We start from the raw sequence: 21,916 nt of genomic DNA on the forward strand, positions 1-21,916 counted from the left end.
TCCTGCAACCTTTCTGATTTTGTGAATCTAAAGTCCTGCATTCCATCCGGCCTTTGCCTTTTCCCCGCAGCCGCTGTAAAATGTACAGGGAACACCAACACTAACGAACAATAGGAGATCATACATATGAAAAGTTGGAAACAAGCCGCATCCGCAGCAGCGGGTTCTGTCCTGCTTATCCTCGGCGCATGCGGGGAGCAGGAGTTGCCGGAAGAAGTGTACGGCGATGCAATGGAAACGATGGAGAACCTGGACAGTGTCTATTTCACCGAGTCCAACACCCTGAACGCGGCGGAAGAGGGCATCAGCACCTTCACAAGAGGCGCGCTGCGTTACAGTGATCCCATCCAGGGCTACATGGAATCAAACATGAACCTGGTGGAACTTGATACACCGGTGGAACTTGACATCCGGGTCGACGGGGAGGATATCCAGATCCGCCAGGACGGAGAATGGGAAGCGCATGATACAAACACGGGAGAAATCCAGTCGATGCTCCGCCCGAATGAAGACCTTTCCTTTTTCCTCGAGTTTAAGAACGAGTTTTTAATGAAAGAAGTGACGGACGTCGAAGACACTCCCGATTATTATGAAGTGTCCTTTAAAGGAACGGAAGAACGCCACAAAGTACTCGCCGAAAAGAAACTGGACTCGCTCGGGGTGATGCCGGAAGACGGATTGAGTGAAGAGCAGCTGAACGGGATGGAACTCGACCGGATCGAAATGACCGCATTTATTGATAAGGAAACGAGACGGCTGAACGGCTACGACACCCGTTTCACCTTCACGCTTGAGCTCGGCGGCGAACTCCGCACGTTTGATGAACGAACGAACGTCCGTTACGAAGACCATAATGAAGTAGGAGAAAATCTCGAAGAATACATCCAGGAAAAAGTCAGGGAAATCGAGCAGGAACAGATGGAACAACAGGAATCAGGTAATGATTCGGAAATGTCCGAAGACCCTGCATAAAAGAAAGCCGGTCCGCGTACACATACGAGGGCCGGTTTTTTATGTACATTTATAACAGAGTTGAAATATTTCCGTGACAGATCTGTAAAATTCATGGTTTAATATGGTAAGAAAAGAGCCGCCAGCCCCTTTTATTAATGAAGATTTCAGTATTCCCGCCGATTAAAATCCGGCATCCAAGGACTGAAAACCTACTATTCTATTAAGATGCGATTACAAACATATAATCAGGGTAGTAATACTGAGGAAAATGTTGTAGAATTCTTGTAAATAGCGTCATAATATGAAGAAATCTGAGAGTAGCGTTATACAGTGCCTTTCATCGGAATAATTACCCAACCATGAATTGACAGCCTGCGAATTGGCACGTATAATAATTTTTGCAGTTTTTTAGAAGATTTATGTAAAACTAACGGACGGAGACGCTTTCATAGATGATTCCGATGACCCGATGATAGATCGTTGAGGAACCAGATGACGTGATATCGTCTCTGAAAGTTAGAAACAAGTATTCTACCAAAACTGAGGTAGAGTGCTTCATACAAAAGGAGGAAATATTGCATATGGCTTATCAACCTAAGTCTTACCGCAGATTTCTAGCATCTTCCGTATCTGCAGCAGTCGTAGCGTCTGCAGCAGCAGCGGTACCTGCGGATGTACAGCAAGCGGATGCAGCTGAATCTTTCAGTGATGTATCCAACGATTACTGGGCCTCGGAATCTATCCAACGTCTCGCTGACGAAGGTATCATCAACGGGTACCCAGATGGTACATACGGCCCAGGAGAAGAGATCAACCGCGGCCAGGTAGCGGAGCTTCTTGTGAACGCGTTTGACCTCGAAGTAAATCAAGACGCAGAAACAAGCTACGATGACCTGACTGATGAAAGTTACTACACTCCGTTCGCGGAAGCAGTAACCGAAGCAGGCTACATCACAGGCCGCCAGGACGGCACACAATTCGCTGCCGGCATGGATCTCAGCCGTGAGCAGATGGCTACCATCCTGGTACGCGCGTTTGATCTTGAAGCGAAAGAAGACAGCGACGCAGAAGTTGCTGACCTTGACGAAGCAAACGCAAGCCACCAGGAAAACATCGAAATCCTGGCTCAGTATGAAATCACTTCTACTGAGAACAACATGTTCCGTCCGAAAGAAACGGTTAACCGTGCTCAGTTCGCAACATTCCTTGACCGTGCTCTCGAAGTACAGGAGCCGCTTGAAATTGCAAACGTAGATGCCCTTACCGATGACGGTCATGTCCTTGAAGTAAGCTTCACTAGACCGTACCGTGAAGACATCGATCCTTCCGATGTTATGATCTCGGAAAGTGACAGCGGAGAGCGCAAAGGTGTTGAAAGCGTAGACGTATCCCCAGATGGTCTTACTGCTCAGGTCACTCTGTTTGACAACACTGACGAAGATGCTGATCCAGAAATTGAACGTCTTCAGGAATACGACATTCAAGTCGGTGATTTGGAATCAACATTCATCCGTCCAGGATTCACTGATGAAGTCCGCGTGACGGACGTTGATCTGGATGATGAAACAATCAGTGCCGGCGGCGCTACTTATAATGTTGAAGCCGAAGACTTCGATTATTATCAAGCGCTTGGAGCTGAAATCAGCATCTGGTACGACCAGGACGACAACATTGTTGATCATGAGTTTGAAGATGAAGATGTAGAAGAAGGTGCTATTGAAGTCAACAGCGATGCTGATGAAATCGATGTTGTTAATCCAAATGGAGACAACGACACTTACGATCTTGCTGATGAAGAAGACTTTAACTTCTACCTCAATGGTGACAGTGCAGATATTGAAGCTGATGCAGAGTACGACTACGCTAAAGTCTACTTTGATAACAATGACAATGTAGAAGCTGTTCATGCTTATAACTTTGAAGACAGCGTCCTTAATAATGAAGTAGATGGCAACTATGTACTTGGTTTCGATTCCGATGAAGTCGACCTCTCAGACCATCTCATTGTGAAGAACGGTAAACAGATTTCTGTTGATGACATCCAGCAAAACGACCTTGTTTTCTTTAACGAAGATGCCGAGGAAAATGGTATTGCTGTTGTAACGGATGAAACCGTGACGGGTCAAATCGATGGCGTTTATCAAGACTCTTTCGACATTGACGGCGAAAACTTCGAGTATGGCAGTGCGCAGTACGTCAATGAAGACAACGAAATTGAAACCCTCGACGAAGACGGCGCTGAAATGCTTGAAGACAGTGGCGAAGAAGTAACAGCTCACTTCAACTGGAAAGGTGATCTTGTCATCGTTTCTGGTGGTCAGGAAGGTGACCTGCAAGAGCAGTACGAAACTTCTTATACTACGGATTCCATCGTTGCTTATCAAGATAACCGCGGAAACGATCGGGTAGAACTCTCCTTAGTTAACAGAGAGGGTAATGAAAATCTCTATGATTTCGAAATTACCAGCCTTGATGAAATCGTTGTTCAAACAGCTGACGGTGAGGTTGAGTACGAAGTAGATCAAGATCTTCCTGAGGAAGCTAGTAATAGTTTCGAAATTGATGAATTCCAGCTGAGGAATGCTGACAGTGGAGATGAAGACTTCGCTTTTGACATCGTTGCAACCGATGGAAACGGTGGAGAAGAAGTAGTGAAATCCATCAGTGCGGATGAAGCTCTTCTCATGGGTATAGACACTAACGACTCTGAAGATGTTGCAGGACTTAAATTCTTCAACAACGGTGAAACTTTCACCGAAACAGTTGAAACGGATGATGATTTCGTAGAGGCTGAGAATGGCGAGTCCTACCGTCTTCAAAGCAGCACCCAGGTTGTGAACGTCGATTCTAATGACACTTATCCAGATGCAGACGACGTAACAACGATGGACTGGAGCGAAGTTCAAGACAATGGTAACGACATCAACGAAGGTACGGTTTACTACGATGAAGATGGTTATGTTACTCACATCGAAACATCCGACCTTGATGTAGCTAACACTACCGATTACAGTGCTGTGCTTACTCGCGTAGATGTTAATAGTGATGATGAAGTAGCACGTGTCGAAGCTCTTGTTAACGGAGAGAGAGAAACGTACGATGTGAACGACCTGGAAAGCTCCGACATGGATAATGCGGACATCGATAACCTCACAGAAGGTACACCAGTCGTTCTTGAAGTGAACGATGACAACAATCAAGTTACCGACATCAAAGAAACGGATGACAGCAGTGTCAACCGTCACGTTGAAGGCACCGTAGAGAACGTTGAAGTTGGTAATAACACCATCACTGTCGATGGCACAGAGTATCAACTTGAATCCGACGCTGAGGTTTACGATGTAACAGACTCCGATTCGGATGATTACTCCGTTGAAAGTCTTCGTGACATTGAAAACGGCGACGACGTATCCCTTATCCTTGCAGCAGGTGGAAGCACCTTTGTTGATGCCGTTGTAAGAACAAATGAATCCAGCGGCAACGGCGGAAGCGGTGGAGCTGAAACTGATGGTGAAGTAACTTATATTAACACTACCGCAAACCAAATTGATGTCGGTGACGAAACCTACGACATTCCAGCTGGTTCAGCGTTAGACACTTTCCTTGATGGTGGAGCTAGTACTGGTGATAATGCTGACGAACTTGAAGGCTTAAATGTAGCAGTTACAACAAACAATGCTGGTGAAGCAATTGGTCTTGAAGCTGTCACTCTAGAAGAAGAAAGTTACAGCAGTGAATTCATTAACGGCTTGGTACAAGACTTCGAAGGTATCACTGTCGAGGGTGTAAGTGGAAGTCAGAACGATGAAGTAACAAGCAACGTTAATGTCACACAAGATGGTGTTACTCTTACAGACTTCACTATCGATGGAAATCTCACAGTAGATGGAGACAACTTCACTTCTGTAGAAAACACCATCACTGGTGATGTTACAGTTAACGGTCAAAATGCTTCCTTCAACACTACCATTGAGGGCGATGTAACAATAGCCGCTGACGCTAGTGCAACATTTGACAATGTTGAATTCGCAGCCACTTCAAGCGTAACTATTGAAGGCGAAGCTACTATCTCTGGTTCTACTGGAAACCTTGATGCCAGCAACATCACTGTAAATGGATCTCTTGATGCAAGTAACGCAGAAGACCAAGCTGTGCAAGACGTTGCTGAAACTGCAACAAATGAAGCAACAGTTACAGATGCAGTATACGCACTTGAAGAAAACACATCTTGGGATGCTGAGCAAGGTTCTAACGTATCAACAAGGGCTGAAGAAATCGTTAATGACTCTGATGTATCTTTAGAATTGAGTGAAGACACCACATCAGACGTAATTGATGCTTCTGGTGATGTCGCTGCAGATGCAACAATTGGCTCAACTGAAACAATCACTTTTGATGTTTATGCTGGTGAAGTAACTGATACAACAAATAACATTACTGTTACAGTTGTTCAATCTGATGAAGAGCAAGCTGCTGTAGATGCAGTTGCTAACGCCAGCGACCAAGTTGAATTGGATGATGCTCTGCAAAACGATCTATTCAGCAATTACAACAGCGACTTGATTGCTGAGTATGAAGCAGCAATCGATCCTGGAAATAACATTACTACTGACAGTACTGTGGCTGATATTCAAGCAGAAATTGATTCTGTAAACTCTGCTAATTAAATTAAACGAAACGTTCCTTTATAAACTAGTAATCTAGTGAAAAAAGGGAAGAAATCCCCGAGTGTTAAGTGCTTTGCACTCCTCGGGTTTTTCTTTAACTGTTCTGTTGATGTGAAAGGTGAAAGTCCTTTTCCTGCGAAACAGCTTACTCGCGCAGGTGCCTGATCCTCCTGCATCCGATGATGCCCTGCCGTGGCAGAAAGGGTGAAGTCAGGTGAAGACGTACTCTTGGAAAGAGAAGCGGGGCTCCTTCAAAGTTGACTATGGCTAATGACGTGAACCCATGACGATCCAAGAAGAGGTAATGAATACCAGGTAAAGACGCTAGCAGGTTGGTATTCATCCCTGTATGTGAAAGAATACGGTGGCGGCTGGCACAATTCGTAGCTGTTACACCAGTCGTTCTCTGCCTTGAATAGTGGGGGCCTACGGTCATCAAACAAAGGGATAGACAGAACGGAACGTTTGAAGCTTTAGAGGTTGAGGTGAGGCAGCACTGAGGACCCTGCTAAAGTGGCAGCGGGTTTGTAGTAGTGACGATCGCTGGCCGTTTGCATTGTTCTGGTAACAGGGCAAGAGGATAATACCAGCAGGAGCGAAGAAACCCAGTCAGTGATTTCTCTTACGATTTATTTCCCTGTAATTGAAAACCGGCCATTTCTGAAATGGCCGGTTCTTTTTATACAGACTTGTAAGAACAAGTTTTAACATTTTCAATGTTTTTTATAACATGTCAGCATGTCATAAAATGTTATACTATTTTTCTGATTTTTTTTAATGATGAAAGTCGTAAGCGTTATCATTGATTGATCGCTGTGTGCGGTGAAAGCCGCCTGCACAGTGAAGGCTCGATCGAAATCCTTTGCGTGCAAGGTATAAGACGAGAATAGCATTTCGGGAACAAAACTTGATATGACAGGTGATATCGGGGAGTATGATGCGGAACAAGGTATTGATGACCCCGCCCACGATCCAGCGTTAATGGAATACGAGGGCACGTATTATGCTTTTTCCACTGGCATTGCTCGTAGTGCGGAAAACCCCGGTGGTATTTATGTTCGAAAATCGGAGGATACGTTAGCTGGTGATTGGGAGTCCATGGATGAAATTGCTGTACCGGATTGGGTGATGAATTATGACTGGGACGAAGATTCGGCGCCTGGTCACCTTTGGGCCCCGACTGTGACTAAAAAAGATGGCAAGCTCTACCTGTACTACGCGGCTTCTCAATTCGGAACCAACAAATCTGCTATTGGGGTAGCAAGTACGGATACCCCGGATGATGTTGGAAGCTGGGAAGATCACGGTATCGTCGTGGAGACAACTCCGGATGAAGATGACTTTAATGCGATTGATGGTTCTCCTGTTCAGGATGCAGATGGACAGTGGTGGTTAACGTTTGGCTCTCACTGGGAAGGAATCAAGCTGCAGAAGCTGAGTGACGACATGAAGACTCTTGAAGGAGAAATGCACTCGCTGCAGGACCGCAATTACGATGTAAATGCTGTGGAAGCGCCAAACATTATTGAACGAAATGGTTACTACTATCTTTTTACGTCCTGGGATACGTGCTGCTCAGGAACAGATAGTACCTATAAAATCGCTGTAGGGCGTTCAGATTCAATAACAGGCCCCTATGAAGATAAGGAAGGGGTTCCTCTGAAAGGAGAGGGGGATATTCAAAACGGTGGTACAATTATTCTGGGCACGGAAGATAACCAAATAGGTCCCGGGGGACAGGATGTGTACTATAAAGAAGAAAACGATACGTATTATCTGATTCATCACTATTATGATGGCGATGATAATGGTACGGCCCGCATGCAGATACGTGAATTGGCTTGGACGGAAGATGGCTGGCCTGTTGCAAGAGAAAAAGAATAATCGTAACTAATCATATGACACTCCGAAAAGATATGGAAACCCTGGCCTAACACCTTATAAGGTGTTAGGTATTTTTTACGGCTCTACAATAAATGTTGGGATTTTGAAACAACTTCACGCATAGAAAACAAGCAAGCTCCTTTATCCTTGAATGACCACAAACAAGAAAGGGTGGGAGTTGCGTGTATATGCATTTTACCATGGACCATCCGGGCACGGGGAAAGGAACGCGAAGGTGGAGATGGAGAGATGGCGGTCATGGACATGGGTCCTTCCTTCAAAGGTATTTAGAGTTATTTATTGAAAAACACAAGCTTAGTATTCGTATAAATGATTTCGACAATCGTACAAGTGATATATGGAAGAAAATAAGTAAGAGTTCACTGGTTTTTCTTTTGTGCAGGAATGATTTACTTAAACGGTTGGATCACCAAACTTTTTCCCTATTACTCTATAAAATTCCATGATATAATTTCGAAGGAATATGTTGTCTATAACAACAGGAGGTAACGTCTATCATGGTACATTGGATCGTTTTTTTACTAATAGGATCAGGATTTTTATTTTCATCATTTCAGCAGGGACTCTTTTATGAGAAAGAAATTTATACTTGGCACGTAGGAATGGCTGTTATCTTCATCATCTATATGAACTATACTTTTTTAAAAAAAGAAGAAACAATGCCTTCTTATCTGTATTCTGGTGTATTTTTAATTCCTCTGTGTTATTTAATTTCCTTCACTAATGCGGTGACGGTGCAGGGGGCGTTTGACCAGTTTATTCAATGGACGCTGTTTGCCATGTTTTTTGTTATTCTCGTCACTGTAAAGAATAATGCACCAGGTACAGAAAAAGGCATGCTGGTGCTGCTTTTAATATTCGGGATATACATAGCGTTTCTTCCGTTTCTTTCTTCATGGGGATGGCTGGAATATAATGACGCGGTATTAAACGGACGGTATTCGAGTGTGTTTCAGTACCCGAATACATATGCGGCCATCACGATGGCACTGCTTTTGTTTCATCTGATGTACATTGTGCTGAAGAAGACCTCTTTATGGCTGATGCTCCTTTTAAGTCTCCCATTAGTTTTATATGCCACAACGTTGTTCTTTTCATTGTCACGCGGGGCTATGATTCTGTTTCCTATTATATGGTTGGTCGGTCTGTGTTTCCTGCGAATGCGTGAACAGGTGAAATATATCGTTTCTACAATATGGGCATTTGCCGGAGGTCTTGTCTTTTATATCATGGGGTCACAAGAGAATGCTGGAAGCTTTTCCCAACTTTTTATGCTTCTTGTTGCTGGTGGAATTTCGGCTCTTTTGGTTATGGGGACTTGCAGGATTCTGGACAGAAAAATGCCATCTGCACCATCAAAAAAGTGGCAGGCTTACCTCCTTCCTGGTATTGCAGTGTTAGCTGGTGCAGCATTGGTACTTGATTTTGTGAAACAAGGTATATTGTACAGCCAACTGCCCGAAGGAATACGTCATCGTTTACGGGATATTGGTTATGAAACTATTTTTGAAGACGGACGATTTACTTTCTTTTTTGATGCGTTTCGTATGTTAAAGGATGCCCCATTGTTTGGATGGGGTGGTGATGGTTGGAGCGTACTCTATCACAGTTATCAGACAGAGCCTTATATAAGTAATGAAGTACATAGTGTTCTGTTGGAGCAGCTGCTGAATATAGGTGTTATCGGACTCATCGTTGGAACTGTTGTACTGGCAGTATACGCTGTAAACAGTGTTAGGACATTTCGAAAGACTGCACATCCGGCAATACCAGCTGCTCTCACAGCACTTCTCATGCTTCTGGGACATGGCATGATAGACTTTGACTTTTCGTTTGCAACAGTTTGGCTGCTGTTTATGCTGTTGTTGGCAATAGCTGTGCCAGCTGCCCCTGAATTGCCGGCCTTTACAATCGACCGTCGTTCTGTTGCCATTGGTGCTTCTGGTTTGGCTGCGGTGCTCGTAGTTCTGTCCTCTGTTTATGCGTTTCGGTTTGATATCGCAGAAAGAAAAGCCCAGGCAGCCGCCCAGCTCAATGGAAACGAAGAAATATTGGAAACTCTAACAGACGCGAGAGCATGGAATCCGAATGAATTGAGTTATATCATCGATCAGGCTAGTGTTGCTGTTGAACTGCAGAAAGGTGATCTCCTATTAGAGTTGAACAACCAGTTTACAGATGTGGAACCGCTAAATAGCAATGCCTGGTTGCAGAGCGGGAACATCTATGCATCGTTCGGCCGTATTGAAGAAGCCATGGAACGTTACGAACAGGCACTGGAATACGATCCGTTCAATATTGATATATATGAGCGAATAATTCATTTGACATCTGAAGAAGCAGCCTCCCTTTCGCAGAATGGAGAAAAGGACAAGGCAGCAGAAGTGGCCGCACAGGCAGCTGGTGCATATGAACGTTATCAATCGACTATGTTTGAATTCCGGGATAATCCACAGCCGGGTTACAAAGATTTAGAATTAAATCAGTCCTCCATCTTTTTAACAGGACAGGCTTACATGGTTCAGACGAAATATCAAAAAGGGATCAATGTGCTGCAAAATGTGAATAAAGACAATGAAGAATTGTATTTGCGTTCACAGGCTCTTGTTATTCATGCTTTAGAAAAACAGGGGGAAACCCAGAAAGCACAAACGAAACTGAATAATCTAATTTCACGGAATGAACAAGCCGCAGCCTACTTCGAAGCCTATCAGCAAATCTTCTAAGCGGTCTGTCGACTTGTCGAAAATTGTGATAAAGTAGAGAAAAATGGAATTATTGATAACCTAGAGAGATAAATGGAGGAACATGATGAACAATGAAAACCCGCCGCAGAATGAGGATGAAATAAGCCTTACGGAGATCTTGGGAATACTTTGTAGATACAAGTTTTTCATTATTTTACTGCCGGTTGTACTGGCTGTGATTGCTTTTATTGGCTCACAGTTTCTCACCCCGAGTTACAGCTCTACGACGAAGCTCTATCTCGGGAATTACAGTAGTGAGATGTACGCCAATACAAACAGTGCCCAGCAGGTGATCCTGAGCAACGATGTACTGGGCACGGTCATGAATAACCAGGAGCTGAACCACGACCGTCCGGGTGATCTTCGGGAAGTTGTATCTGTGGAAGCGCTGAATGCAGAAGCGAAGATGCTCGAGATTACAGTGAACAACAGTGACTCGCAGCGGGCGCAGGACATCGCAAATGGGATTGCAGCCCAGTTCATCAACCAGGCCCAGCCGGAGTTTGAAAAAGAGCAGCAGGTCATTCTGGAGAAGAACAATATTACCCAGGAGAATTACGACCAAACCACGAACAGCCTGGAGCGGAACCAACAGGCACTGCAGGATATTGAAGAGAACCAGGATTTAACAGGAGCCGAAACAGCACTGGCACGCAGCCGGATGATTGATTATATCGAAAGAGATGAGAATCAGCTGGACAACCTGGAACAGAAACTGCAGGACCAAAAGCTGCAGCTGCAGAACTTGAAAGGACCAGCAGTGTTTGAAGAGGCGGTGCTGCCGGAAGAACCAGATTCACCGCGTCCATTGTTGAATACGGCGATTGCGTTTGTCATCGGGGGAATGACAGGCGTGGGCCTTGCTTTTGTAATCGAATTTTTCAAGAAAAATCCGATCCGCCGCAGGCATAAGCAGGCATACCTGAACGGCAGATAAGGGGGGATGAGGATGACGTACGGGAAACGACTAATTCTGTTAATGGCGATTGACACCGTTATTGTAACGATGGCCGTGTTTATCGGTGCTTATCTGTTATACGAAACTCGCTTTATCGATTCAGCTATCATTTTTGCCAGTTCGGCAACCTTAATTGTCGCTCACCACACGTTTGGGCACTGGTTCAAATTGTACAAGCGTGTGTGGCAGTACGCGAGCATCAACGAACTGAAAGAAATCTTTAAAGCCGTCACGCTGTCTATCATTGTGACTGCTATCATGCAGCAGCTCTTTTTTGATGTCATTCATAAACGAACCCTTCTCATTACCTGGATGCTTCATATTCTGATGATCGGCGGCTCACGTTTTACCTGGCGCATGTACCGCGACCACTTCTTGAAGTCTCAGAAACACCAGAAGCGGACGTTGATTGTCGGATCGGGAAGTGCAGGCACGATGGTGGCCCGGCAGATGATGCAGGGCGGAGGAAGTGAATTGACACCGGTAGGCTTCGTGGATGACGATAAAACAAAACACGGCCTCGAAATCATGGGAGTTCCGGTGGAAGGGTCCGTTCATGATATTGAACGAATCGCAGCAAAACTCGAAGTCGAACATATTGTCATTGCCATCCCTTCGTTAACACGGCAGGAGCTGAAGCGTATTTATGAAGAATGCCAGAAAACGGGCGTGCGGATTCAGATTCTTCCGATGATTGAAGATCTGTTAAGCGGGAAAGTATCCGTCAGCGAGTTCCGCGACGTGGAAGTCGAAGACCTCCTCGGCCGTGATCCGGTCGAGCTCGACATTGACAACATTTCGGATTCCATCACGAACCGGACAATCCTTGTCACCGGAGCCGCTGGTTCGATCGGTTCTGAAATCTGCCGTCAGATCAGCGGCTTCCATCCGGAAGCGATGATTCTGCTCGATCATTCCGAGAACGGTGTCTATGACATTCATATGGAACTTCAGCGGCGGAATCTGGACATTCAGCTGATCACGGAAGTGTCGGACATAAAGGATAAAGAAAAAATGCAGAACGTTTTTGCCTCTCATATTCCCGACGTTGTCTTTCATGCCGCCGCCCATAAGCACGTACCGCTCATGGAGAAGAACCCGGAAGAAGCAGTGAAAAACAACGTACTTGGCACAAAAAATGTCGCAGAAGCCGCATCGGAATACGAGAGCAGTACGTTCGTCATGGTCTCCACGGATAAAGCCGTCAACCCAACGAGCGTGATGGGCGCCACCAAACGCCTGGCCGAAATGGTGGTTCAGCATATGAATGCAGAAAGCACGACCCGCTTTGTCTCGGTTCGGTTCGGCAATGTGCTTGGCAGCCGTGGCAGTGTCATCCCGCTGTTCAAGAAACAGATCCAGAACGGCGGACCAGTTACGGTCACCCATCCCGATATGGTACGATACTTCATGACAATTTCGGAAGCCTCCAGGCTTGTCATTCAGGCCGGCGCCCTTGCCAAAGGCGGTGAAGTCTTTGTTCTCGATATGGGAGAACCGGTGAAGATTGTTGATCTTGCTGAAAATCTGATTAAATTATCTGGTTATGACGTTGACGACATAGGTATTGAATATACCGGTATGCGTCCCGGGGAGAAGATGTATGAAGAACTGCTGAAGGACGATGAAGTGTATCCGGAGCAGATTTACCCGAAAATATATGTAGGAAAGACAACTAAAGTTGAGGTAAAAAACATAGAAGTAATTTTTGATGATATAAAATTAAATGAAACGCTACGGGACCAAATATTAGAAATGGCTAATTCTCACACAAATAAACTAACACTAGTAAAGTGAATAATGAATTTTGTGATTGGCTCTGCTTTGATTTAACCCTTGATAAATATATAAGAGATTTTGATATACATATGAAAGCTATTTCAATTATAAGAAAGTGATTGGTTTTATTGCAGTTAGCGTATATAATAATATCTTTTTTTCAATCCATGTATTTTTTGTTCAAAAAGAGGAAAGTAGATTTTCACACAATCGCCTTTTTTTCTTCACTAATTTATTTTATACCTGGCTTTTTAGGTTTCGTAAGATACCCAGGGGGAATAAAAGTTGATTTAGATGAAAAAGTGTATATTGTGTTCTTATTAGTTCAATCTAGTATCTGGTTAACGGCAATGGCTTGCGATTATTTAAGTTATAACCAGAAAGATACAGCGGTTTTAAAATATTCGCATGTAGAAGGAACAGGTTATATATCAAGAGTACTTATTTCGATTGCATTAGTATTAACAGCTTATATTATTATTAATTTAAACGATGCCTTGCTGGAATCTAAAAATATCTTGCTCCCACTATTAGGTCGAGATTATCTAATACTCCGATATTCTGCTGGTGCAGCTTTGGTGTTGAGCTATATCGAAAGAAGACGAGTTGTTTTCATCTTGTCACTAACAGTGTTAGTATTCACCTTCATTATTGGTTCCCGGAGTCCTTTAGCCCTTGCAGTAATTGCTGTAATAGCTTTAGCTTTCAATAAAAATCCAAAATCAATATTATTTGTGAAACATTTTAAAAAGTTGTTTCTCATATTGATATTTGGTTATTTAATTTTTATGGGAAAGATTTTTTATGGGTCATTCAAGCGGGAAGGATTTTTGGCAGCATTAAGAAATATATTTGATAAAGAACATATCATTCAAGGGTTTAGTGGGATGGAGCCATTGGGAATTCAATCGATCTTAAATGAAATAATGGTTACAGATTTTACCACAGGTTTCACTAGTCTAAAGAACATTTTTTATGAAGTAACTATATTACCAACGTTTTATAATGCTGAAACAAAATCATTTAACGATATGTTCCAGCCCAATTTGTTTCCTAACGCAAACCACGGAATGGCATACAATATTTGGGGAGAAGCTATTTCTATAGGTGGTTTTCCTTTCTTAATTTTAGTGATAATTTTGTTTAATGTAGGAATAATCATGTTTAATAAAATAATCAATTCGAATAATAATATATTGAAAGCTTTTGGCGCTTATGCTGGAATTTACTGGTGTTTCTATATACATCGCAATTCCCTGGCTACTGAGTTTATCTATATTAGAAATATCATTGTAGTACTAATCATTGGATTGGTGTTAAGTGTCGTATTGACCATCATATTAAAACCTAAAACAAAGTATTACAGGCATACAAATTAAATGAGTAAATGAGGATTTTTTGGTGAAAAAAGTGCACTTAAATCTTTTAAAGCCTTAGGTTGGTGTAGAGGAATAAAGGTCTTAAACGAAAATAAAGTAATCGTGGGCTTCTCTAGGCTGAGACCAACACAAAGAATTTTTGAATTGGAACCGAACAATTAATACCATGAAAAGTAGTAGATATCTTCCTAACAAGAATTGCGCAATTTGATTTAAAGAATATACGCAAAGAATGGGAGTTGAATTTAGAAGAAATTGGACTGAATGGTATTTTTCTACTTTGTAAAATATCGTAATAGAGGTTGTTATATGATTGCTAGAATGAAAAAATTTATACTTAAAATCTTTAATTATTATATAAAGAATAATGTTGTTATTGTTTATCAAATGGGGAAAGTTGGTTCGTCTAGCATAGAAACAGCTTTAGAAGCTAGTGAATATGAAGTTGAGCATATACACTCTTTTCATTCACCTATGACATTCGAGATGTTTAAGAACTTTCGTTCAGTAAAATACCACCTTCCTATAAAAACACGACTTCGAAAAAGATTTACAGGGTTAATAAAAAAAAGAGTTTTCAAGTTAAGAAGAAAAAAAACGAAAATAATAACTTTATTCAGAGAACCGATTTCCAGAAACATATCGATGTATTTTCAAGATATACATATTCCTATTTTTGAGGCTGGAAAATATCTTGATAATAGAAATGAGAAATACGTAGGAACAAACGCATTGAGAGAGTTATTTTTAGAAAAGTTTAATCATGATTATGGAATTAGATGGTTTGATGAGGAATTTAAAAAAGCTGTCGGAATCGATCCTTATAGTATACCTTATGATAAAGAAAAAGGGATTGGCTTTTTTGAGAACAAGCATTTTAAAATTTTACTTTTGAAATTAGAAAATATTGATCAGCTCCAAAGTGAAATTCAGCAATTTTTAGAAATAGATAACTTTTCCTTTAACGAAACAAACAGAGGTGAAAAAAAGTGGTATTCGCTTCTATATAAACAATTCCGTTCAAATTTGAATTTATCTAACGATTATATCCAAACGTTATATACTTCAAAGTACATGAAACATTTTTACACTTCATCAGAGATTGAAGAATTCAAATCAAAATGGCAAGGATCTGAAAATGAAGAAGAGAAGGAATTATGACAAGAATAAAAATAACATTTTTAATTACAGGATTGCACGGTGGCGGAGCAGAGGAGATGTTATATAAGGTATTACGAAACATTAATAACGATAACTTTATAATTCAAGTTATATCAATGAAGGATAAAGGAGTGATTGGTGAAAAAATAGAAAATGATTTATCAATTAAAGTTCATGAATTAAACCTTCATAAGTTTTTTCATCCGAAAAAATTATTTAAAGCCTTAAAATTATGTAAAGGAAACGACATTATTCATGGGTGGATGTATCACGCAAATCTTTTCTCATTAGTACTTGGAAAAGTTTTAAGGACAAAAGTGGTGTGGGGACTCCATCATAGTGATTTGTCCAGTGAAAACAACAAACGGCGGACTATATATTTAGCAAAATTAGGCGCACTATTTTCGAATCAAGTAGACAAAGTCATTTCTTGCGGAGAAATAGTTAAAAGCAAGCATTTAGAAATAGGTTATGCATCCCATAATAATTTAGTGATACCTAATGGTTTTGATACCACCATGTTTTCATTAAATAAAGATATTAGAAGAACGAAGGAAGAATTCTCCTTAAAAAATGATATGAATGTTCTGCTACATGTGGGGAGATGGCATCCGCTTAAGGATTACAACAACTTATTGCATGCCATTAGTGAATTGAAAACATTAAGAGACAACTTTATTATCTTACTGGTTGGAAAAAATATTGATTATAGTAATCAAGAACTGGTGAGTTTAATTAAATATTATAATGTTTATGAAAATGTACAATTACTTGGCAGAAGAGAAAACATTCCTGATCTCATGGCAATGGCTGATTTATTTATTTCTTCGTCTTCAGGAGAAGGGTTCCCGAACGTTATTGGAGAGGCAATGTCAAGCGGAACTTATTGTATAGTCACTAATGCTGGCGATTCAGGTAACATTGTGGGAGACTATGGTAGTGTAGTCCCTGTAAATGATCCTAATCTTTTAGCGGGTGCAATCAACGATTCTCTAAAGATGCCGAGGGAGACGTACAATCAAATCATAACTAAAGCTAGAAAACGGGTAATAGATAAGTTTGATATTTTTAACATCACCAAAAAACACGAAGAACTTTATTTTAATTTATGCAATAACCGTGATAAAAAAATTAAATAATACATGAACTTGTAGTGAAATCTATTTATTTTGGGATTCTGAATTAAGTAGCCCTTTGGGGTGTGTGCAACCCCAAAGGATAGCAGTGAGGGCATGTGTAAGTTAATTATAATATCTTTCTCGGGAGAGGTATCTATTCAATAACATGTCCAAAAGATTTCTCAAGTGCAATGGAAGGTAGTTTTATGAATAAGAGATTAATTAAGAACGAATTCTTTGTCAAGTTATTGGAGTCATTTTTTGGCAGAGGATCATTTATTATATTTACTTTATTATTTTCTTTTGTATGCACCAGGTTATATGGTGCTGAAATCTTTGGGCAATTTACATATGCATATACAATAATTACAGTTCTAATGTTCATAGCTAAAGCTGGACTAGATCAAGGTTTAATGTATTATATGCCTAAAGATGGTAATAAACATATTAGCTTGAGTTTTTTGGTCAATTTAATAACTTCACTCCTTATTGTATGCATAATGTGGGTAATTATAGACACGCCATATATTAAGGCCATGTTACCAATGATTTGGCTGTTTTCAGTTGAAAGACTTTTTTTTGGTATTTATAAAGCCGAAGGAAAAATTAAAGAGTTCTATTATATTAATGGCCCAGTGGCTATGATATTAAGAATTCTTTTGGCTTTAATACTATTCTATGTATTTGACCCGAACATATATATTATAATCATCAGTCTATATATTTCTTTTATTGTTTCAAATATTTTTTATTACCATAGGTATAAGCGGTATTTTGGGAAGATTATTTTTGACAGTTCTTATTTAATGTACTCTCTTACATTAGTAGTGGGAACTATGTTAGGAGGGTTAATAAATAAAGCAGATGTTATAATGTTAGGATTAATGGCTTCAGATATGAGTGTGGGCATATATCAAATAACCGTACAAATATCGAATACAGCTTCGGTACTTTTAATTATTTTTAACACTGTTTTTGCCCCCAAAATTTCAACATTATTTCATGAACAAAAGTTTGTTGAAATGAAAGGGTTATACATAAAAGCCACTAGAATATTGGCTGTAATCTCATTGCTGACTACTATGATAATATTATTAGGAAAAGATATATTTTTAGGGGTGTTCGGTGAAGCATTTACTCAAGGGGATGTTTCTCTAACTTTAAGGAGTATTGGGCAGTTTATTAACATAGCGGTAGGTGGTGTTTGGGTGATGCTTGCAATGACAGGGGAGCCACGATTTCAAATGTACGCTAATATTGCTGCATTCGCAATTAATATTGCATTGAATTTCATTTTAATCCCTGAATACGGAATTGATGGTGCTGCGTTTGCAAGTATGGTTACTTTGGTTTTTACCAATGTTATAGGCTATTTAATAGTTTCAAGACGTTTCAACGTGAAGGTATTTAAAGTAATATGAGGACTATTAATATGAACCGTTTATTGAAGGAGAGATTTAGGTGAGTATTCTAATAACAGGCGGTGCAGGATATATTGGTAGTCACACTTCCTTGAAGTTATTGGAAAATAATTTTCAAGTAATAATTATTGATAACTTTTCCAACAGCTCATCAATAGCAATTGAACGGGTTGAAGCCCTAGCAGATAAAAAGATCACCAGTTATGATGTTGATTTATTAGATAAAAAAAAAGTAAAACAGATATTTGAACAACATGATGATATAGAAGCCGTTATTCATTTTGCCAGCTTGAAATCAGTTGGTGAATCTACAAAATTCCCATTATCTTATTTTTATAATAATATTAATGGCAGTTTAATTTTATTAGATGTAATGAAACAACATAATATAAAAAATTTAATTTTTAGTTCTTCTGCTACTGTTTACGGACTTCCAGAAGAGGTTCCTATCAATGAAAATGCTAAAATCGAAGCAATAAATCCATACGGTAGAACAAAAATAGTTATTGAAGATATCCTTCGAGATTTATACTTTTATGATGAAGAATGGAGTATTTCAATTCTCCGTTATTTCAATCCAATTGGAGCGCATTCAAGTGGCCTTATTGGGGAAGCACCTAATGGAATTCCAAACAACCTTTTACCATATATTACGCAGGTAGCATCAGGCCAATTAAGTAAAGTACACGTTTTTGGTGGTGACTATCCAACAATAGATGGCACGGGAGTGCGAGACTATATTCATGTGGAAGATCTGGCTGAAGGTCATCTAAAAGCATTAGAAAAGTCATTAAATACACACGGCTTAGAAGTTTATAATCTAGGAACAGGAAAAGGATATAGTGTATTGGAAGTTATCACAGCATTTGAGGAGGTCTTTGGCGGTAAAATTCCTTATGAAATAGTGGAACGTAGATCTGGTGATATTTCTATTTGTTATGCAAACCCTGAAAAAGCAGAAAAGGAACTTGGATGGGAAAGTAAAAAAAATTTATATCAAATGTGTCTGGATACCTGGAATTGGAAATTGAAAAATCCTAATGGATATGAGTAAGTGGAGCAAAATTTCAAGTAATCTTCACGTTGAATAGTTAGCAATGTACGGCGTTTTTGGTTATGCGTAATTCGCCTTAAAGAGTGAAGGGATAATCGAAATTATAGGAATCTAATATAAAGGGTTTGAGGTTAATCATGGTGCAAATTAAAACTGTTATGTTTATAGCAAACCGAGGATTTGCTCTGACTAATTCTAGAGAACTGCTCATAAAACATTTCATAGAATTAGGCTGGCGAGTAGTTATCGCTACGACTGAAGATTCGTATGCAGCTCGTTTACAACAAATCGGGGCAAACGTAAAAAAACTTCATGTTAAACGTGGTGGACTGTCTCCGGTAAAAGATTTTAGAACTCTCCTGCAGCTTATCCGGCTATATCGAAAGTATAAACCCGACCTTGTCCACCACTTTCACGCCAAACCGATAATTTACGGCAATCTTGCTTTATTGTTTAATAAAAAACCAGTTGTTGTAAACACACTGACTGGTCTCGGTAACTCTTTTGAACAACGTGGTTTCTTAAATAAATTAACAAGGATCGCTTATAAAAGGTGCCTTTCATTATCCGATAAGACAATTTTCCAAAATACAGATGATCGTGATTTATTTTTAGAAAACGGTTTGATTGAAGAGGAGAAATCAGAATTAATTATTAGTTCTGGAGTTAATTTAAAAAAGTATAAAAGAGTTGATTTTGAGAAAGATAACTCCGCTATTAATGTCTTGATGGTAGCCCGCTTGTTATGGTCCAAAGGTATAAAAGAATATATTGATGCAGCAAATGAAATTGTGAAAAGACATCCTAGTGTAAATATACAGTTAGCGGGTGAGTTTGATCCTTCTCATCCTGATGGTGTTGACGAAGAGTATATAAAAAAAGAGACCGACAAGGGTAACATCTCATTTTTAGGATTTATAAATGTACCGGAAACGTTACAGGAAACAGATATCTTTGTTTTGCCATCTTGTTATCGAGAAGGTGTGCCGCGTGTTATTCTGGAAGCAGCTGCTAGTTCTGTGCCAGTTATCACTACAGACTCCCCTGGTTGCAAAGAAGCTGTAATTCCAGATGAATCCGGCTTTTTAGTACCGATAAAAGATAGCGCCAGTATTGTTAATAGTTTAGAAAAGCTTCTTCATTCGGAGAAGCTGCGAAATGAGATGGGTGAAGCAGGCAGACGATATGTAGAAGAACATTTTGATATTAAAGTGATCACGGAAAAGTATTTAAATTTATACAGGAGTCTAGGCGTAATAGAAGAGGGGGGGAGCATGAGTTGAAGCAATATCAACCAGTCATCATTATTGGTGCCGGACGGTCGGGGACCAACATGTTGCGGGACACGTTAACTCAAATTTCTGGTGTCCAAACGTGGCCTTGTGATGAAATAAATTACATATGGCGCCATCACAACGTAAGGAATAAGACAGATGAATTCACTTCCGATATGGCTAAACCTAAAGTCCAAACCTACATACGTCAGAAATTCGATGAAATGGCAGAAGAGACCAATGCTGACTACTTGGTAGAAAAAACGTGTGCCAATTCGTTAAGAGTAGAATATGTTCAACGTGTCGTGCCCGAAGCTAAATATCTTCACATTGTCCGTGACGGTAGAGACGTCGTGGAGTCGGCGAAAAAGCGATGGGAAGCACCATTGGATACGGAATATATCGGCGAAAAGATGAGGTTTGTGCCCAAAAGTGACTTGCCTTACTACGGATTTAAGTATTTTTTAAACAGGCTGTATAAGCTGGCATCACAAGAGAACAGGTTAGCTTCATGGGGACCTCAATTCACAGGGTTAAGTGAGCAGTTAAAGAATAAATCCTTGGAGGAAGTTTGTGCCTATCAGTGGAAAGCAAGCGTAGAAAAAGCTACAAGTGCTTTTAAGAATTTCATCCCTTCTTCTCAATATCACACCATTTATTATGAAGATTTTGTAGCTGAACCTGTGCAAAATATGAAAAACATCTGTTCTTTCTTAAATATAGACGTTTCGGATGATAAGCTGGAGCAGATTACGCAAGATATAAGTACGAAAAGCGTTGGTCGTGGTGTGAATACCTTAGAGGAAAAAGATTTATTGGCAAACATTAATGCCATAGTCCAACCTATGATGGAGCAGCACCAATATGAAGTCTGATTTATCTTTAAGTGAGAAAGTAATGAAGCGATGCTTTGATATTACCTTTTCTTTACTTGGTTTAATTATGACATCATGGATCATCGTTCTTTGTTATCTGACAGCTGCTATAGAAACTAAAAGCGGCGGTTTTTTTAAGCAGAATAGAGTCGGGAAAAATGGTGCTGTCTTCAAGGTTGTTAAAATAAAAACAATGAAACCGGCTGAATCGGAAAAATCCACCGTTACAACAAGCAGTGATATGCGTATCACAAAGTCGGGACGGATTTTTCGCAAGTGGAAGCTGGATGAACTTCCTCAGCTATGGAATGTATTAAAAGGAGAAATGAGTTTTGTCGGTCCCCGTCCGGATGTACCTGGATATGCTGATTTGTTAGATGGAGAAAACCGGATTATTTTGAATATCCGGCCCGGCATTACAGGCCCGGCTACATTGTATTATCGAAATGAAGAGGAACTCCTAGCTGAACAAAACGATCCTGAATATTATAATAGAGAAGTTATATATCCGCACAAAGTACAATTAAATAAAGAATATATTTATAATTATTCTTTAATGAAAGATTTAAGATATATAATACAGACTATAACCACATAACAAAGGAAGTAAAAAGGGAGCGCTAT

14 protein-coding genes are annotated in these 21,916 nt (G+C 40.3%); all 14 read left to right on the top strand.

What is annotated here, in order from left to right:
- The first annotated feature begins 126 nt into the window (after positions 1–126).
- The 14 genes from ACW9JV_RS01455 (at position 127) to ACW9JV_RS01520 (ending at position 21,890) form a co-directional block, all read left to right on the top strand.
- Positions 127–972 (top strand): DUF6612 family protein, encoded by an 846-nt coding sequence (locus ACW9JV_RS01455; RefSeq protein WP_457330631.1) that lies wholly within the window; start codon positions 127–129, stop codon positions 970–972.
- Between the two features lie 563 nt (positions 973–1,535).
- On the top strand, positions 1,536–5,621 hold the full coding sequence (locus ACW9JV_RS01460; protein WP_457330632.1) for an S-layer homology domain-containing protein: 4,086 nt from the start codon (positions 1,536–1,538) through the stop codon (positions 5,619–5,621).
- A gap of 912 nt (positions 5,622–6,533) precedes the next feature.
- Positions 6,534–7,505, top strand: coding sequence for an arabinan endo-1,5-alpha-L-arabinosidase (locus ACW9JV_RS01465; protein WP_457330634.1), 972 nt, complete (start codon positions 6,534–6,536; stop codon positions 7,503–7,505).
- A 1,004-nt stretch (positions 7,506–8,509) separates the two neighbouring features.
- The gene (locus ACW9JV_RS01470; RefSeq protein WP_457330636.1) at positions 8,510–10,252 is read left to right on the top strand and encodes a tetratricopeptide repeat protein; all 1,743 of its coding nucleotides are present in this window, start codon (positions 8,510–8,512) and stop codon (positions 10,250–10,252) included.
- 85 nt (positions 10,253–10,337) lie between these two features.
- Complete coding sequence (locus ACW9JV_RS01475; RefSeq protein ID WP_457330638.1) at positions 10,338–11,210, top strand: Wzz/FepE/Etk N-terminal domain-containing protein; 873 nt, start codon at positions 10,338–10,340, stop codon at positions 11,208–11,210.
- Positions 11,211–11,222: 12 nt separating this feature from the next.
- Positions 11,223–13,028 (top strand): polysaccharide biosynthesis protein, encoded by a 1,806-nt coding sequence (locus ACW9JV_RS01480; protein WP_457330640.1) that lies wholly within the window; start codon positions 11,223–11,225, stop codon positions 13,026–13,028.
- A 110-nt stretch (positions 13,029–13,138) separates the two neighbouring features.
- Positions 13,139–14,389 carry a hypothetical protein gene (locus tag ACW9JV_RS01485; RefSeq protein WP_457330642.1) on the top strand — a complete coding sequence of 417 codons (1,251 nt, stop codon included), beginning with the start codon at positions 13,139–13,141 and terminating at the stop codon, positions 14,387–14,389.
- Between the two features lie 309 nt (positions 14,390–14,698).
- Positions 14,699–15,550 carry a putative capsular polysaccharide synthesis family protein gene (locus ACW9JV_RS01490; protein ID WP_457330644.1) on the top strand — a complete coding sequence of 284 codons (852 nt, stop codon included), beginning with the start codon at positions 14,699–14,701 and terminating at the stop codon, positions 15,548–15,550.
- Positions 15,547–16,689 (top strand): glycosyltransferase, encoded by a 1,143-nt coding sequence (locus ACW9JV_RS01495; RefSeq protein WP_457330646.1) that lies wholly within the window; start codon positions 15,547–15,549, stop codon positions 16,687–16,689. Before ACW9JV_RS01490 ends, ACW9JV_RS01495 begins: the two co-directional genes overlap by 4 nt.
- 185 nt (positions 16,690–16,874) lie before the next feature.
- A complete protein-coding gene (locus ACW9JV_RS01500) occupies positions 16,875–18,089 on the top strand; it encodes an oligosaccharide flippase family protein (protein ID WP_457330648.1) in 1,215 nt (404 codons plus the stop codon).
- Positions 18,090–18,129: 40 nt separating this feature from the next.
- A complete protein-coding gene (gene galE, locus ACW9JV_RS01505) occupies positions 18,130–19,143 on the top strand; it encodes a UDP-glucose 4-epimerase GalE (RefSeq protein ID WP_457330650.1) in 1,014 nt (337 codons plus the stop codon).
- A gap of 137 nt (positions 19,144–19,280) precedes the next feature.
- A complete protein-coding gene (locus tag ACW9JV_RS01510) occupies positions 19,281–20,426 on the top strand; it encodes a glycosyltransferase family 4 protein (protein ID WP_457330652.1) in 1,146 nt (381 codons plus the stop codon).
- Positions 20,423–21,292 carry a sulfotransferase family protein gene (locus ACW9JV_RS01515; RefSeq protein WP_457330654.1) on the top strand — a complete coding sequence of 290 codons (870 nt, stop codon included), beginning with the start codon at positions 20,423–20,425 and terminating at the stop codon, positions 21,290–21,292. Before ACW9JV_RS01510 ends, ACW9JV_RS01515 begins: the two co-directional genes overlap by 4 nt.
- Positions 21,282–21,890, top strand: coding sequence for a sugar transferase (locus tag ACW9JV_RS01520; RefSeq protein ID WP_457330656.1), 609 nt, complete (start codon positions 21,282–21,284; stop codon positions 21,888–21,890). The genes ACW9JV_RS01515 and ACW9JV_RS01520 overlap by 11 nt, the downstream gene beginning before the upstream one ends.
- The last annotated feature ends 26 nt before the right edge of the window (positions 21,891–21,916 follow it).

The organism is Salibacterium sp. K-3 (assembly GCF_054052005.1).